Source organism: Patulibacter sp., from assembly GCF_030655195.1.
GTDB lineage: Bacteria > Actinomycetota > Thermoleophilia > Solirubrobacterales > Solirubrobacteraceae > Patulibacter.
Window position 1 is genome coordinate 1 of record NZ_JAURWA010000001.1, and the last position, 16135, is coordinate 16135.

At 76.0% G+C, this 16135-nt stretch carries 15 protein-coding genes; 4 read left to right on the forward strand and 11 right to left on the reverse strand.

The window, feature by feature from the left end:
• Nucleotides 1-506: 506 nt before the first annotated feature.
• The 3 genes from Q7T67_RS00005 to Q7T67_RS00015 form a co-directional block, all read right to left on the reverse strand.
• On the reverse strand, nt 507-1106 hold the full coding sequence (locus Q7T67_RS00005) for an NERD domain-containing protein (RefSeq protein WP_304785266.1): 600 nt from the start codon (nt 1104-1106) through the stop codon (nt 507-509).
• A gap of 435 nt (nt 1107-1541) precedes the next feature.
• The gene (locus Q7T67_RS00010; protein WP_304785267.1) at nt 1542-1961 is read right to left on the reverse strand and encodes a hypothetical protein; all 420 of its coding nucleotides are present in this window, start codon (nt 1959-1961) and stop codon (nt 1542-1544) included.
• 101 nt (nt 1962-2062) lie between these two features.
• Complete coding sequence (locus Q7T67_RS00015; RefSeq protein WP_304785268.1) at nt 2063-2614, reverse strand: hypothetical protein; 552 nt, start codon at nt 2612-2614, stop codon at nt 2063-2065.
• A gap of 138 nt (nt 2615-2752) precedes the next feature.
• On the opposite strand from Q7T67_RS00015, the gene Q7T67_RS00020 reads away from it, so the two are divergent.
• On the forward strand, nt 2753-3151 hold the full coding sequence (locus Q7T67_RS00020; protein WP_304785269.1) for a hypothetical protein: 399 nt from the start codon (nt 2753-2755) through the stop codon (nt 3149-3151).
• A 115-nt stretch (nt 3152-3266) separates the two neighbouring features.
• Here the strand turns inward: Q7T67_RS00020 and Q7T67_RS00025 are convergent, their stop codons facing one another.
• The 8 genes from Q7T67_RS00025 to Q7T67_RS00060 form a co-directional block, all read right to left on the reverse strand.
• Nucleotides 3267-4115 carry an NAD-dependent protein deacetylase gene (locus Q7T67_RS00025; RefSeq protein ID WP_304785270.1) on the reverse strand — a complete coding sequence of 283 codons (849 nt, stop codon included), beginning with the start codon at nt 4113-4115 and terminating at the stop codon, nt 3267-3269.
• A 73-nt stretch (nt 4116-4188) separates the two neighbouring features.
• Complete coding sequence (locus tag Q7T67_RS00030) at nt 4189-4986, reverse strand: SGNH/GDSL hydrolase family protein (protein ID WP_304785271.1); 798 nt, start codon at nt 4984-4986, stop codon at nt 4189-4191.
• A gap of 37 nt (nt 4987-5023) precedes the next feature.
• Entirely contained in the window at nt 5024-5812 is a 789-nt protein-coding gene (locus Q7T67_RS00035) for a hypothetical protein (RefSeq protein ID WP_304785272.1), read from the reverse strand.
• Nucleotides 5813-5896: 84 nt separating this feature from the next.
• Nucleotides 5897-6271, reverse strand: coding sequence for a hypothetical protein (locus Q7T67_RS00040; RefSeq protein ID WP_304785273.1), 375 nt, complete (start codon nt 6269-6271; stop codon nt 5897-5899).
• A gap of 105 nt (nt 6272-6376) precedes the next feature.
• Nucleotides 6377-6946 (reverse strand): hypothetical protein, encoded by a 570-nt coding sequence (locus Q7T67_RS00045; RefSeq protein WP_304785274.1) that lies wholly within the window; start codon nt 6944-6946, stop codon nt 6377-6379.
• Nucleotides 6947-7059: 113 nt separating this feature from the next.
• A complete protein-coding gene (locus tag Q7T67_RS00050) occupies nt 7060-9966 on the reverse strand; it encodes an amidase (protein WP_304785275.1) in 2907 nt (968 codons plus the stop codon).
• 419 nt (nt 9967-10385) lie between these two features.
• The gene (locus Q7T67_RS00055) at nt 10386-11135 is read right to left on the reverse strand and encodes a hypothetical protein (protein WP_304785276.1); all 750 of its coding nucleotides are present in this window, start codon (nt 11133-11135) and stop codon (nt 10386-10388) included.
• Nucleotides 11136-11288: 153 nt separating this feature from the next.
• Complete coding sequence (locus Q7T67_RS00060) at nt 11289-11750, reverse strand: hypothetical protein (protein WP_304785277.1); 462 nt, start codon at nt 11748-11750, stop codon at nt 11289-11291.
• A gap of 169 nt (nt 11751-11919) precedes the next feature.
• On the opposite strand from Q7T67_RS00060, the gene Q7T67_RS00065 reads away from it, so the two are divergent.
• From Q7T67_RS00065 to Q7T67_RS00075, 3 genes are all read left to right on the forward strand, one after another.
• Nucleotides 11920-12702 carry a tetratricopeptide repeat protein gene (locus Q7T67_RS00065; RefSeq protein WP_304785278.1) on the forward strand — a complete coding sequence of 261 codons (783 nt, stop codon included), beginning with the start codon at nt 11920-11922 and terminating at the stop codon, nt 12700-12702.
• Between the two features lie 107 nt (nt 12703-12809).
• Nucleotides 12810-14090 (forward strand): DNA repair exonuclease, encoded by a 1281-nt coding sequence (locus tag Q7T67_RS00070; RefSeq protein ID WP_304785279.1) that lies wholly within the window; start codon nt 12810-12812, stop codon nt 14088-14090.
• On the forward strand, nt 14087-16135 hold a 2049-nt coding region (locus Q7T67_RS00075), incomplete at its 3' end, for an AAA family ATPase (protein ID WP_304785280.1). The genes Q7T67_RS00070 and Q7T67_RS00075, both read left to right, overlap by 4 nt.

The following is a 16135-nucleotide window of genomic DNA, read 5'->3' on the forward strand; positions in this document are numbered from 1 at the left end:
GTTCGGCCATCGAACCTGGACGCACACCCCGCTTCCGCGAGACATGCGCATGCTGTTGCGTTTTCAAAGACCGCCACGCCCTACGGACCAGGTGTTCAAACTCTGGAGGCGCACACCAGACCGATGTCCGGTGCGGGCTGGTCAGCCTAGCGCATCCGCCTCCGCCTTGTCGAGACCCTCGGGTCTCTGGCTTGTGGCGCTGCGCCGCGGTGACCAGCGGCTCGATGAATATACATACGGGCCCCTGGGGATGCGTCGTGCCCCTCACCGATTCCGTCCGTCCGTGGCCCCTCGGCCACCCGCCAGAGCGACGTTCTCGGCTTGGACACTGGGGATTCGGCGCTCAACATTCGTCGCAACTTCTTTTCCCGAGAGGGCTCCAAGTCGTGTAGCGGTCCGTTCCTGGCTTCTCCGGGCGACTCCCCCGGGCCTCCCTACCGAGTCCGGAGGCGGTGCACCCTGCTCGACGACGCCTCTCGAGCTACCGGGGACGACGGGTTCCTGCCTCAGTGCGGCGCGCTCGCCGGCGCCAACGCCGCCGTGATCCGCTCCACCGACAGGGGCGAGAGGTCGATGCCCGTCCCCGCGAGTCCCATGGCGGCTCCGGCCGACAGCAGCGGGACGCCCCGCAGGCAGATCGCCCGGTCGCCCAGTCCTTCCAGGTGCTGCCAGTGCAGCACCCCGTGGACCGGGACGTCGCGGATGCCGCGCTGCCGGAGGGTCGACCGGATGACCTCCGCCTGCCACAGGGCGACGTCGATCATCGGCGACCGATCCCTCCCCCGGACGCGCAGGTGCACGCCGTCGGTGCGCACCCGCCCCTGGCAGGCCTCGCTGTCGGCCACGACGACCCCGCCAGGTCCGACCAGGACGTGATCGATCGGCGCCGGCGCACCCGCGACCCGCAGGTCGTGCAGGACACGGACCTCCGGGCGGAAGGCGCGGAGGGCGTCGAAGAGCCGGTCCGTCGGGACGCCGTCGTCGAGCCCCCGCTCCCAGCACGGCTCCCACCACGAGCGGTCCTCGGTCCCTCCGACGTGCAGCCCGATCAGCTCGGCCTCGACGTCGCGGCGCCGGCTGCGGACCGAACTCTGGCTGCGGGCCACGCGCCCGGCACGCCCGGACCGGCGGCCGCCTTCGGGTTCCCCCGTGTCGTTCCGGTCCCCCGGGGTCCCCGGCACCGCGGCGGCCCCCGGCGCCCCGGCCGTCCCCCGCCCCGCCGAAGCACGCCTGGCCCCCGGGAGGCCTGGTGCTCCGGTCTTCCCCGTGGCTCCGCCCCCCGGTGCGGCGACCGTCGACTCCGACGCGCCCCGTCCCTGCTCGGCCGTCCGGCGTCCTGTCCGCCGGGAGGATCGGTCGCTGCGACGGCCGCCGACGAGGGCGGCGACGAGCCCCGAGGCTCGCTGCCCGGTGATCTGGTCGGCGGTCGGCGCGACGCTCATGTCCTGTGTGTCGACGGCCGGGCCGGGAGGTCGCGCCTTCGTGCCCTGGCCGGACGGTCGTTCGACGGTCGTCGGGGACGGTGTGGCACGCGTGCGGCGCTAGCGGCCGGTGTCGCCGTCGCGGACCGCGCAGCTGTGACAGCACGCGGCGCCGAACATCTGCCCGGGGACGAAGCGCTCGTCGCAGCGCTCGCACGCACGGAGGTGCTCGGCGCGCGACCGGGCGGCCTCGGCGAGCGCGATGCCGATCTCGTGCGCGAGCGGCGCGGGAGCGGTCCGCTCGACGAGGTGCGTGATGTCGCGCATCTCCGTGAACGGCTCGTCCGACGCGAGCCAGCCGACGTCGAGCCAGCCGACGAAGAGCCCGGCGGGCGAGCGGGCGACGCCGACCGTGTGTCCCGCGTCGGTCCACAGCCCGGAGGTCGGCGACAGGCCATAGCCCTCGAGGATCGGTCCGACGCCGTCCGTAGGGCCGCGCGTGAGCACCGGGATCTCGGCGTCTGGGTCGGACCACCACACCGCGCGGAGGATACCGACAACGGCGTTCACCGATGCGGATTCGTCGCGGATTCACCCCGTCGTCACCCGGCTGCGGGCGACCGGGCGGGCGACCGTCGCGCTCAGCGCAGCAGACGCGGCTCGTCCGGACCCCAGACCACACGGGTGATCTGCGCCGGCGGCGGGATCTCGTCGCGGGGCGGGAGGCTCAGGGCGATGTCGCCGACGGGCTCCGGCAGCGGGTCGCCCGGCAGGAGCACAAGGGCGGTCACGACGGGGAAGTCCCACCCTCCGACCTCGTCCACGGCCTCGACCCGCAGCTGCGTGCCGCGCGCCAGGAAGACGAGGCCCTGGGCGGCCTCGCCGCCGGTGTACCAGAGCGGCATGACCCGGACGCCCGGCGGCAGCAGCAGGCGGATCAGCGCTCCCCCGGCAGGGGTGACCGACATCGCGTGGCCCTGATGGAGGGTGCAGTCGCAGAACCCGACGTCCTCGATCGTGTCGCCCGGCTCGAGGGGGCCGTCGGGCAGCGTCGTGATGTCGCGGGCCCAGGCGCGCCACAGGACGAGCGGCTCCTCCAGCGGCGGCTGCTTCTCGAGCGCCGAGTCCAGGGCGGTGATCGCCTGCAGGAGCTCGGAGGGGACGACGGGGCGGTCGGGGTCGGGGCGGGTCATCGGGGCTGCCCGGCCGTCGGCCCGGAAGGCGCCTCGGCGGGGGCGGATCGCTGCATCGACCCTGAAGCTTGCCACCGACGGCGTCCGTCCGACGTGCCGGGGGACGGTGCCCGGTGCGCCAGGCGGTACGGTGCGGCCGTGTCCGACCCGCTCTTCCGTCTCGTCTGCGCGCCCTCGATCCTCACCGGGTCGCCCGAGGGCTGGGCCGTCGAGATGCTGCGGGAGGGCGTCGTCGCCGTGACGGCCGACGCCGGTGGCCTGCCGGCGATCGACGACGCCGCCCGCACGCTCGGGACCACCGCGATCAACGTCGTCCGTGGTGAGGCGACGCCCGAGGAGCGGGAGCGGACCGTCATCGCGCACGCGGGGACGCTCGCCCTGATCTGGGTCGCCCCGTCCTTCGGCGCCGAGACGCAGGACTGGGCCCGCCGTCGCGGCCCGATGACCCTGCTGGTGGAGGTCGACGGCGAGCTGCCCGCCGAGGACCGTCGCCGCGTCGAGCGCTTCGTCGCGATCCTCAGCGGCCAGGCCGCCTGACCCGACCGCCACGCGGGCAGGGCGCGCGCTGCGCAGGCGCCCGCGGGACGTCCGCGACGGTCGGGACGGTCGGGACGGTCGGGACGGTCGGACACCCTCGACGGACGCCTCGGGCTCAGCGGCCCAGTCGGCGCTCGAGCTCGGTGAGGGTCTCCCCCAGCGGGGCGTTGATCACCACGGACGCCGCCTCGTCCCCACGGGTCGGGCTGAGCGTGACGATCGCCACCGGGGTGCCGTTCTGGGCCGCGCGCCGGACGAAGCGGTAGCCCGAGAAGACGATGAGCGACGAGCCCAGGACGATGAGCGCGGGCGCCTCGTCGGTCAGCGCGAAGGACCGCTCGACGCGGTCCTTGGGGACCGACTCGCCGAAGAAGACGACGTCGGGCTTGATGGTGTCCGCGTCGCAGACCATGCAGCGCGGGACCACGAACCCGGCGACCTCGATCTCGTCCAGCGTGACGTCGCCGTCCGGCCGGATCTCGCCGGTGTGCACGTGGAAGGTCGGGTTGTCGCGGGCCATTCGCTCGTCGAGGTCCCAGCGCGAGCTGCGGTCGCCGCAGGTCAGGCAGACGACCTGCGAGAGCGTCCCGTGCAGGTCGATGACGTCGTGGGCTCCCGCGGCCTGGTGCAGCTCGTCGACGTTCTGGGTGATGATCGCGCCGAGGTGGCCCGCGTCCTGCAGGCGCGCGACCGCCAGGTGCCCGGCGTTGGGGGCCGCCGCGGAGAAGTTGCGCCAGCCCACGAACGCGCGGGCCCAGTACCGCTGACGGGCCTCGGACGATCCGACGAAGTCCCGGTACTGCATCGGCGAGACCCGGCGCTTGCCGTCGGGCCCGCGGTAGTCGGGGATGCCCGACTCGGTCGAGAGGCCGGCGCCGGAGAGGACGAGCGTCCCGGGCGCGGCGTCGACCAGGCCGGCGAGGCGGTCCAGGGCGGCGTCGGTGTCGGTGTCGACGGAGGACACCGCAGGAGTATGTCGCGACGGGGTCGGCGTGCAGCCGGTACGGGACCGGGCGCGGCTCCGGACGTTCGCGCCCTCATCCCGCGGCCCGGAGCACGGCGGGCGCGTAGCCCTCCGCGTGGCCCGCGGCGTTGGGGTGGAAGCTCTCGCGCAGCGGGCTGGACAGGCCGTTGAGCCACTCGGCGTCGTCGCAGACCGCGTGGCCCCGGAAGGCCGGGACGACGTCGGCGAAGCGGAATCCGGCGGCACGGGCCCGTGCACGGGTGACGTCGCGGAGCAGCTCGGCCGCGCCGTCGAGCAGCCGCTGGTCTCCCCGGCTGAAGAACGTCGCCGCACCGCAGTCGATGCCGTTGAAGAGCCGCGGGTAGCCGACGACAACGACCACGGCGGCGGGTGCCCGGCGCCGGATCTCGCCGTAGACGCGGTCCAGCCGCGCCGGCAGCGAGCGACGGATCGTCGTGCGTGCCCGCCCGACGGGGGGACCGCACCGCGCCGCCCACATCGGCAGCGCGCAGCGGACGAGGACGCCGGTGAACCCCGCGTCGTTGCCGCCGATCGTGATCGTCACCAGTCCCGTGGACGGGGTCAGCGCTCCGAGCTGGTCGGCGAGGACGTCGGCCGTCGTCGCGCCGGCGCACGCCACCGACGTCAGGGTCGTGCCGGGGCGGGCGGCCGCGACCAGGTCGGGGAAGGCCGTGGACGAGCGCCGGCACGCACGGTCGACGTAGGCGCCGGTGCCCAGGCCCGACGAGTAGGAGTCGCCGAGGGCGACGTACTCCTCGCCGGCGGCCTCGGCGACCCGGCCGGCCGCGATCCACCCGAGGGCGAGGAGGACGGCGAGGAGGATCGTGGGACGGGTCGGGCGGAGGGGCATGCGTCGGGCGGTGGGGTCGGGGTGTGGGCGCGTGCGGTCAGGCGCCCGGGGCGTGCGACCAGCGCTGCGCCAGTCCGCGGAGGGCGACGTAGCCGACCTCGGGCTCCGAGGTGCCCGGCGGGTCGCCGGTGCCGAGCAGGTCGGTGCGGTCGATCGCCCGGCGGATCAGGCCCTGGACGGCGGGGACGTCGAGCCACTCGAGCCGTCGGTCGTCGGCCGGGTCGTCGACGACGGCCCCGAAGCCGTCGAGGTCCGAGAACAGGAGGACGTCGCCGATCACCCCCGCGCAGTCGTCGAGGGTCGCGACGGCCATCGTCACGACGTCGCCGGCACGGTCGACCTCGAGCAGCAGGCTGGTGTAGCGGTGGCCGTCGTCGTCCCACGACAGCCGTGCGCCGCGCAGCGCCGCGATCCGCCCGGCGTCGGGCCACCACGGGGGCTCCGGCAGGCCGCTCTCGACCAGGCGCTCCGCGGCCGCCTCGACCTCGGGGACGACGCCGTCGCTGCCGCCGAGCTGGAGGGCGCGCAGCGCGGCGACGGCCGCCGGGGTCGCCAGCTGCTCGAGGTGCGCGGCGTACGTGCGGCCGACGAGGTGCTCGTGCTCGGCGGGCGCCACGTCGGCCTCGTCCGCCGGCGCCCACCAGACCCCGCAGGCGTCGGAGCCCAGGAGCTCGGCCGCCAGCGGGTCGGACACCGCCGGGGCCGTGTCGAGCAGCGCCTCCAGGGTGGCGTGGACGATGGTCGCCGTCGCGTGCGCCTTCCACGCCGAGGCGCTCGGGCCGGGTCGTGTGCCCGGGATGGACGGGTCGCGCCACGTGAAGCTCATGCCGGGACGATCGCCCCGACCGGTGGCACGGATCGAGGGGGCGTTCGTGCCGGAGCGGTGCCGGTGGTGTGGCGGGGGTGCCCGTCAGATCGTGCCGCGGAGCCGGCGGGGGCCGGTCTCGCACACGATCCCGCCGGTCCTGGGCGTGTAGCGGCAGCGGTACGCCCGGCCGGCGTCGCGGACGGTGAACGGCCGCGTGTCGGCGAGCAGCACCGAGCGGTCGTAGGCGCGGCGGACCACCCGCCGGACGGTCGCGCAGGCCAGGGCCGGGCCCCGCAGCGAGGTGGCCGCCCGCGCCTGGGTGCTGGGCACGGCGATCGTGCCGCAGCGGCGCACCGTCGACGCCGAGGCCGGACCGGCGAGCGCCGCCGATGCCACCGTCGCCGCGAGCAGGGCGATGGTCGTCGACGGCCGACGGGACGGGAAGGTCCTCGGGGTCCGGACAGGGGTGCCGCGCATCCGCGCAGCGTACGAGGCGACGGCCCGGTGCGGGCCGGCGTAGACGTCGTCTCCAGGGTGCCGGGGTGGATCCGGCCGCGGGCGCCGGCCGCAACCGGGTCGGGGTCAGCCGCGGACGTCGGCCTCGACCGGCGCGCCCAGGGACGCGATCCAGCGACGCCGCTCGGCGAGGGTCAGCTCGGGTCGGCGGGCGAAGTACGCGTCGCCCGGGTCCAGCCCGGCGATCGCGGCCTCCGTCTCGCAGACCTCGAGGCCGACGACGGCCGCCAGCTCGTCCGGCGAGGAGCCGCCCCGCATGAGCACGTCGCCGACCTCGGCGGCCATCTCCCACGCGTCGCGGATGACGGCGACCGCCAGGCCCTCGAGGAGGCGCAGGTGGGTGACCGAGCTGGTCTCTGACCGGGTGCCGTAGGCCGCGACGAGCGACGAGGCGCGGAGGCCCAGGACGTCGCTGTCGTCCATCGCGGAGACGGGCCCCAGGACGAACGCCTCCAGGGTCTCCCGGGTCGGCGGACGCACCAGGCCGGGGTCCTCCTCGAGCAGCTCGACCACCGACGTGAGGACGGCGGCCCGACGCTGCTCCTGGGCCGCGGCGGGCGGGTTGCCCACGACCGTGCGGGCCACGGCCCGGACGCGCAGGTGGTCGACGAGGGGCTTCAGGCCTCTGGGGTCCACCGGCGGTCGCACGACGTCCGGGTGCCCCGCGGCACCGGCCCGCATGCGCCGTCTGGCCGGTCGGTGGACCGCGACCCGGGGCCGGCCGCGCCGACCGGCCCGGGCCCCCGGTCCTACCTCCGCGGACGGACCTTCACGTTCGCGGTGACGCCCTTCACGCCGGCGCCCGACAGGGAGACCTTCACCGTGACGGTCCTGCCGCGCAGCAGCGAGCGGCGCATCGAGGCGCTGGGCCGCACGCGCATGGTCACCGTCCGGCCGGCGCGGATCGTCAGGGTCCGCGACGCGACCGGTGCGCTGCCCCGTCGGACGAGGACCCGCACCCGGCAGCTCGAGACGCCCTTCGCGCAGGACACCTTCAGGGCGAAGCGGCCCTTCGAGTCGAGGGTGACCGTCCTCGTGGTCAGCCGTACGGTGCGCAGCGGGGTCGCCACGGGCGTGCCCGCGGTGGGCGGTGCGGCCGGGGCCGGCGGCGGGCCGATCGGCGAGGGCTGCGGTGCGATCGGCGTGGGCTGGTCGATCACGGGCGGCGTCGGGTCCGCCCGGAACGCCAGCTTCGGCGCGGTCGTCGGGGCGACGTGCGCCTTGGCGATCCGGTCGAACGCGTAGGCGTAGCCCATGAGCTTGCCGTCGTCCCAGGCGCGGCCGACGAGCTGGAGGTTCGTCGGCTCGCCGTCGTCGTTGGTCGTCGCCGGGAACGAGACCGACGGCGCGCCGGCGCTGTTGGTCGGCGGGTCGCCGCGCCCGAAGGCCGCCGCGTTGCCGTCGTTCAGGCTGATCGTGCTGCGCAGGCCCGGGAAGACGACCGCGTCCAGGGCGCCCGGGGAGGGCTGGCCGGTGTCGGCGTCGGTCGGGGTCGGCGGGGTGTCGAGCCACTCGCCGACGCGCAGCTTGGCGTCCGCGCGGTACTTCTTGTACGCGGCGATCTGGGTCTCGGTCATCGCCCCCGTGCCGGTGTAGCCGTTGGCCGAGCGGCGGTACGGGAGGCGCTTCTGGTTGGCGAGGATCTCGCGGGCGTCCTGGTAGGGCAGGTTCGGGTGCGTCTTGATGTATTCGACCCAGCCCTGGAACGCGCGGTCGCCGACGACGCTGCCGAACGACGCGGGGCCGCCCGTGATCTTCACCAGCGTCGCGCCGGCGTCCTCGAAGACCTTCAGCGTCGCCTTCTGTGCGTCGGTCGTGCCGGTCGTGCCGAACGGGTCGACGAACGCGGCGTCGTAGTAGCCGATCCGCTTGCCCTTCAGCGCGTCCGGGTCGAGCGTGTCGCGCCACTCCTTCGGGCGCCTGGCGTCGGCCTCGGCGGTGCGCTCGGCGTCGCGCGGGTCGGTGCCCGTCGTGATGTCGAGGATGTCCGCGAGGTCCTCCATCGACCGGGTGATCGCTCCGCCGTAGTCCTGCAGCCACGAGAGCGGCATGAGGCCGGCGAGGCTCTCCATCCCGTCGGTGCCGCGCAGGGTGTAGAGGCTGGCGGCGCTCGCCGGGGCGTAGAGGGAGTCGCCGGTCTGGCTGCCGAGCGAGCCGGCGGCCAGGTCGGCGGCCGTCGCGACGGCCGGGCCGCCGCTGGAGGCCAGCGCGGACTTCGACGGCGAGAACGCGTTCCAGACGATGCCGAAGGCCGAGTCGGAGTACTGGCCGGAGAGCGCGTACTCCTCGAGCGACGCCTTGCCGAGGATGATCGCCCCGGCCGCGCGCAGGCGGGCGACCGAGGTCGCGTCGTCGGGCGGCTGGTAGCCCTCGAAGACGAGCGAGCCGTTCGTCGTCGGCATGTCCTTCGTGTCGTAGAGGTCCTTGATCGTCAGCGGGATGCCCAGGACCGGGCTGCGCTTCCCGGCGGCACGGGCGTCGTCGGCGGCCTTCGCCTGCGCCATCGCGTCCTTGGCGACGGTCGTGTACGAGTTGAAGCCGAACGGGCCGACGTCGTAGGCCGCGATGCGGTCGAGGTACGCGCGGGTGATCTGCTGCGACGTCGTGCGGCCCGCGGCCATGTCGGCCTGCATCGTGCCGATCGACTTGCCCATCACGTCGTAGGTCGAGCCGGTCGTCGTCGGGGTGGCGGCGGCCGTCGAGGGCATCGCGGGGGCGCCGGCCGGCGGGCAGTCCGCGGCCGCGTCGAACGCGGGGATCGCACCCGCCGGGGTCGTCGTGATCGCCGCGACGTCCCAGTTGGCCAGCGCGCAGATCTCGGCCTTCGTCAGGTCGTTGAAGCTCGGGGCGGTCGTCAGGGACTGCGCGGTGCTGCGGACCGCCGCGACCTGGGTGCCGGCAACCGTCGGCCCGGTGGTGCTGCTGTTCTCGGCCGTCCCGATCACGACGAAGTGGGCGAGGGTGCGCGTCTGCCCGGGCTGCAGCACCAGGCGGTGCTCGTAGCCGATGAAGTTCGAGTCGTGGCCCGCGGCCGCGCGGGGCTCGGTGAAGGTCCGCTCCCGGAAGTTGCCCGTCCGCGTCAGGGCGCCGCCGTAGGGCGCGGCGCTGCCGAAGACGATCGCCGACGGGGCGCGGGTGCTCGGCGCCGGCGCGGTGCCGAAGCGGGTCAGGGCCCAGGAGTCGGCCCCGTTGATCGTGGCGTCCCCGCTCGAGGTGTCGGAGACGATGCCGTTCGTCGAGCCCGACGTGTTGCCGACGCCGGTCTGGCCGCCGAACGAGACGTCGACCGTGATCGGGGCGTCCGTCGTGTTCTTGAACGTGTCGAGCCACCGGCCCCAGTTCGCCGTGCGGTTGAAGCGCATCTGCCGCGAGATCGCGACGCCGCCCATGTCGACCGCGGTGGTCGACGTGAACCGCTCGGGCGGGTCGAAGCGCAGGCCGAAGCCACGGACGAGCTCGCCGTTGCGGAGCGCGTCGGTCGAGACCTTCACGCGGATGCCGCCGAAGCCCGTGAGCGCGTTGGAGGTCGTGTCGCGGATGCTGCCCGTGTCGACGCGCGGGGCGGCGGCGTCCTGGACGCCCCAGCTCTCGCCGTTGCTGCTCGGCACGTAGTTGTAGGCGTGGGCCGACGAGGCGAGACCGCCGGCGGCGAGCACGCCGACCGCGACGGTGCCGGCGAGGCGGGCGGTCGTGGTGCCCGGTCGTCCGGCGGTCGTCCGGCGTCCCTTCGGGGGCGAGGGTGGCGTGGCGCGGCGGCGCCGGGGTGATTCGGGGTGCACGGGGAACTCCGGGGGCTCGTGAGGTCGAGGGCGTCCGGTGCGTGGCGGCCGACGTGGGTCGGACGCCGGGGAGCGCGGACGACCGTCATGCTGCCCCGCCCGGAGGGACCTCCCGGTGTCCGAAGTGCCAGGGGAGCCGGGCCGATCGGGCCCCTCCGCATTCCCGTCTGTGGTGTATCCGGACACCCTCGGTCACTTCGTGGTGGCGCTGCCGGTCACCCTGATGTCCGCGTACGGGGTCCGGCCCACGGGACGGTGGGCGGACCGCACTTGTCCGACGGGAGGGGGCGGGTCGGTCAGTCGCCGAGCTGCCAGGTGTACGAGCCCGCCTCGAAGTCCACCCGGGCCGAGAAGCGGTAGCCGCGGGAGCTGCCGTCGGCGTCGACGTCGGTGACCGCGATGCAGCTGTACGCCGCGGAGGTCTCGTCGAGGTCGTCCTCGTTGCCGTCGGTGTTCTCGCAGTCCGTCGACCTGGCGCGGTCCTCGAGCAGCCCCTCGGCCGCCCTCGCCCGGGCGTCCTTCGTCACCGACTTGCGCAGGTCGCGGACGGTGAGGGTGCGGAGCCTGCGCTGCAGCCGGACCTCCTCGGCGGCGGCGTCCTCGGCGGCCGCGGCCTTCGACGCCGCGGCGTCCTCCCGGCGCTTGCGGGCCTGGGCCTCGATCCGCTCGAGGTTGCGCTGCGCCCGCTCGCGACGCTCCATCCGGTCGTCCGCCTGCTTCTGGAGCACCAGCGCGGTACCGCCGCCGGCGAGGAGCACGAGGACGACGAACGCCGCGACGACGCCGCGGGTGCGGCGCGAGATCCGGCCGAGACGTCCGCGGCGCACGTAGCTCGCGCCGCAGTGCGGGCAGAACTCGCCGGTGGTGGCCGAGACCGTCGAGCACTTGCGGCACAGGCGGTCGGGGGCCGGGGTGGGGTCGGTCGGGGCGGGCCGGTCGCCGGTCGGTGCGGGGGCCGCGGGCCGGTCATCGGTCGGTGCCGCGTCCGCGGGCGCCGCGGGCCGGTCGTCGGCGGGGTCTGGGCCGGGGTGTTGTTCGTCGGTCATGCGGCTGGGGTCGCCGGGTCGGGCCGGGATCTGACGCCGCCCTCCCCTACCGTCGTGGCACGGGCGCAGGTGACCGGCCCTCGACTGGTCGTCGCCCTCGGCCTGCGCAGTGCTCGGTGGTCGAGCGCGTGTCGCTGGTCGACGGGTGAGGGCTCACGGCGGCGGTCCGTCCCGCCTCCAGGACGCCCGACGGACCTCGTGCCGGGCGCGGTCGCCCTCTCGCAATGCGAGGACGCGGGCCACCTCGTCCGCCGGCGCAGGATCGAGCAACACGCTCGGCCCGACCGCCCCGGGGGCCATGCCGCGGTAGGTCCAGGCGCGGCCGTCCTGCCCGAGGAACAGCACCGCGCCCGACGCGCGGTGGACGAACTCGTCGACGCGCGTCCCGTCCGGCAGGCGATGGGCGTCGACCCACGCGAAGAGGCGCTCGGGCGGGCTGTTCGGTGACGCACGGCGCAGGGCGGTCCAGTCCGGTGTGGCGTCTGGGATCGGCGCGGTCCACCGTCCGCGCCCGTCCGTGGCGTCTGGGGCAGGAGCCGCGTCGGGGTCGGCGTCCGGGGCGGAGTCGGGGTCGGGGTCCGCGTCGGGGTCGGGGTCGGACGGCTCGTCGGTCATCGCCCGGAGGGTCGCCCGGGCGCGGGTGTCGTTTCGAGTGCCCGGCCGTGCCGAGGCCGTGCCGGGATCGCGGCGGTCGTGGCGCCGTCTCGCCCGCGTCAGATCCGCCGGCCGACGCCCGACCCCACCGGTCCCGCACCGTCCAGCCGTCCCGGAGGTCCCGTCCCGCATGTCCCCAGCACCCCGCCTGTACCTGTCCCACGATGCCCAGCTCCACGTGCTGCTCGGGCTCGAGTTCGGGCGGGTCGGCGACGACCAGCCGCGTGGGTGCTGGGCGCCGGTCAGCGAGACGTTCGCGTACCTGCTCGACGTGCCCGGGGGCCGCGCGGTCGGGTTCGGGATCGACGAGTTCGACGCCTTCGATCCGGACGACCCGGCGGTCGCGGAGATCTGGGACGGGCCCCGGTTCGACGTGCCGGCGCTCGCGCTGACCGACGCCTGCGCCGGCGAGATCGCGGTCGCCGCCCGGCACCGGTTCGGCGACGAGGACTCGCTGAACAGGAGGCTCTTCTCGCTCGCGACCCAGCACCCGGGCGAGGAGGCGCTCGCGCTGTGGCGGGAGTGCCTCGAGACCGGCGACGGGCTGGCGCACTTCGGCCTGGGCTACACGCTGATGGACCTCGACCGGCCCCGCGAGGCCTACGCCCACCTGCGGCACGCCGCCGCGATCGCGCCGGAGGGCGCCTGGACCTGGTGCTGGCTGGGGCAGGCGGCGGAGTCGATCGGTGAGCTCGGCGAGGCGCGCGAGGCGTACCTCAGCGCGAGCCGCCTGGCCACCGGTCCCAGCGCCGGGGCACGCGACGACGCGTACCGGCGGCTGTGCCGGCTGCGACGGATCGCGCCGGCCGAGGGCGTCATCACGGCCACCCGGACCGACGGGACGGGCCCCGCCGCGGATCCGCGGTCGCCCGGCCGAGGCGACCACCCGGGCGACGATCGCCCCGACGGCTGAGCCGCCCGACAGCCGGCGAGCCCTCGGCCGGCCGCGTCGCCTGCAACGTCCGTCCCACGCCGTCGACCGCGTCGTCGATCGTCCCGTCCCACCCGCCCCGAGCCACCATGCCCTCCTTCCGCTTCCTCCACGCCGCCGACCTGCACCTCGACACGCCCTTCGCCGGCCTGGGGCGCGTCGCCCCGCACGTGCGGCGAGCGCTGCAGGACGCGTCGCTGCAGGCGTGGGACGACCTGGTCGGGCTCGCGGTCGACGAGGACGTCGCGTTCGTCGTCCTCGCCGGCGACCTGTACGACGGGGCGGAGCGCGGCCTCCGCGCCCAGCTGCGGGTGCGCGACGGGCTGCGGCGGCTGAGCGACGCGGGGATCGAGACCTTCGTCGTCCACGGCAACCACGACCCGCTCGAGGACGGCTGGCAGGCGATCGCCGCGGGCGGGTGGCCCGACGGGGTGACGGTCTGCCCGGCGGGCGCGGTCACGACGCGCGTGGTCGTCCGCGACGGCCAGCGCCTGGCGACGCTCCACGGGGTGTCCTACGCGCGGGCGAGCGAGACCGCGAACCTGGCACGCCGGTACCCGTCGGCCACCGGCGGCGGCCTCCACGTCGGCGTGCTGCACGCCACCGTCGGCACCCAGCCGGACCACTCGACCTACGCGCCGTGCTCGCTCGACGACCTGCGGCGCCCGGGCTACGCGTACTGGGCGCTCGGCCACATCCACCGCCACGCGGTCCTGTCGACCGAGCCGCACGTCGTCTACGCCGGCAGCCTGCAGGGCCGCAGCCCGAAGCCGGCCGAGCAGGGCGCCAAGGGCGCGGTCGTCGTCACCGTCGAGGACGACCGGGTCGCCGGGCTGCGGCACGTCCCGCTGGACCGGTTCCGCTTCGCCGCGCTCGACGTCGACGTCTCGGCGGCGCCCGACGTCGCGTCGATCGTCGACCTGCTGCGGCGGGCCGGCGATGCGGCGGCCGCGGAGAACGGCGGCCGCGGGCTGGTCCTGCGGGTGACGCTGACGGGGGTCGCGACGGGCGACGACCTGCGGCGCGACGGGGCGCTCGACGAGCTCCGCGCCGCGCTGCGCGAGGCCGACGAGGCCGTCCGTCCCCTGCGCTGGTGGGACCGCGTACGCGACGCGACCGCCCCCGTCGTCGACCGCGCCGCGCTCGCCGACCAGGAGTCGTTCGTCGGTGCCCTGGTCCGCCACGTCGACGGGATCGCAGCCGATCCACCGCCGCCGGAGCTGCCCGGCGGCTGGCTGACCGCCCTGGACGACGACGTCTGCGGCCGGGTCCGCGGACGCGGCACCGCGTTCGAGGTCGACGCCGCCGCCGAGCTGCGGGACGCCGAGGCGCTCGCCCTGTCGCTGCTCGTCGCGGAGGACGCGTCGTGAGGATCACCGGCTGGCACGTCGACGGCTACGGCCGCTTCCACGCCCGCGGGTGGGAGGACCTGCCGGCGGGGCTCACCGTCGTCCACGGGCCGAACGAGGCGGGCAAGTCGACCCTGCTGTCGTTCCTGCGGTCGATGCTGTTCGGGCTGCGCGACGGACGGGCGACGGACCCCGCGATTCCAGCGCTCGCCGGCGGACGGCACGGCGGGGTGCTGCGGATCGCCGACGAGCTCGGCGCGGCGTGGTCGATCGAGCGCCACGGACGCGACCTGCGGGTCCTCGACGGCGGCGGCGCCGCGCACGACGAGCTCGCGCTGGCCCGGCTCCTAGGCGGCGTCAACCGCGGCGTGTTCGAGGCGGTCTTCGCCTTCGGCCTGACCGAGCTCGAGGCCCTCGGCGGCCTGGACGAGGACGCCCTGCGCGACCAGCTCTTCGCGGCGTCGCTCACCGGTGGCGGCAGCTCCGCGCACGAGGCGCTGGCGACGCTCGGCCGGCGGGTCGACGGGCTGTACCGACCCCGCGGAGAGTCGCCGTTGCGGGAGCTCGACGAGCGGCTGAAGGAGCTGCGCACGGAGCGGCGCGCAGCGCTCGACGGCCAGGACGCCTACGCCGGCCTGCGGGCCCGGGAGGCCGACGCCGGCGAGCGGATCGCGTCGCTCGAGGCCCGCCTGCGGGACGGTCGGCTGGAGCACGATCGACTGGCACGCCTGACCCGCGTGTGGTCGCTCGTGGATCCGCTCGACCACCGCCGGGCCGAGCTGGCGGCGCTCGCCGACGGCCCGATCGTGCGCGCGTCGGACGTGACCGCCGCCCGCGACGCGGACCGGGCCGCGGCGTCCGTCCGGGAGCAGCTCGACGTCGTGCGCAGTCGTCGGGACGTCACCGCCGACCAGCTCGCGGACCTCGTCGTCGACCCCGGGCTGCTCGCCGCGGCGGAGCTGTTGCGCACGCTCGACCGCGAGGCGACGGCGCAGCGCGAACGCCTGCTCGCGCGCTCCGGACTGCGGAGCGCCGCCGCGCGACTGACCGACGAGGCCCGCGGGGCGGTGGCGGACCTCGGTCCCGGCTGGGACGTCGACGGGGTGCTGGCGATCGACGCGTCGCTGCCCGCCCGCCGCGAGGCCGGCCGGCACGCGGCGGCGCTCGCCGAGGCCCGGCAGGGCGTGGCGTCCGCCGAGGCACGGGCGCAGGAGGCGGACCGGCGGGCGCGGGGTGCCGAGGCGGAGGCGGACCGGCGGGCGGCGGGTGTCCGGGGCCCGGATGGCCGGCGTGGGGCGGACGGCGGGCGTGGGGCGGATCGCGGGCGTGGGGCGGATCGCGGCCCCGGGTCGGCCGGCGCCCGGGTCGGCGCAGCCGGGGACGGCGACGCCGTCGGTCCCGGGTCCGTCCCGACCCGCGAGGAGCTCGACCGCACCGCGTCGGCGGTCACCGAGGTCCGGGGTGCGCTGCAGGACCTGCTCGTCCGGCGGGGCGCGCTGCAGGCGTCGACCCACGCGCTGGAGGAGCTCCGTGCCCGACCCGCGCAACCCGTGCCGTCCGCGGTCCCGGAGGACGACGGCGTCCGCGTCTCCGTCCTCCTGCTGGTCGCCGTGGTGAGCGTGGTCGTGGGCGTCGCCCTGGCGGCGCTCGGGCAGCCGCTCGGCGGCGGCGCGCTCGTCGTCGTCGGTCTCGTCGTGGGGCGGGCGGACCGCTCGGGCCGGGGGGACGACGCGGCCGCCACGGGCGCTCGCGCGTCGGCCGCCGCCGAGGCCGCGGCGCGGGAGCAGGAGCGCGCGGATCGCCTGCGCCGACAGGAGTCGCGGGTCACCACGGAGCGGGAGGCCGTCGATCACCTCGAGAGGACCCTGCGCGACGCGGCGTCGGTCGCGGGTCTCGACCCCGAGGCGCTCGTGGTGGCGACGTCGACGGCCCTCGTCGAGCGGCGCGCCGGCGAGGTCGACCGGCTGCGGGAGCTCCGACGCGAGGACGACGCGCGGGTCGCCGGGCTCGACGCCGCTCGCGAGGACGCCCGGGTCGCGGCGCGCGAGGCGGCCGAGGTCCGGGAC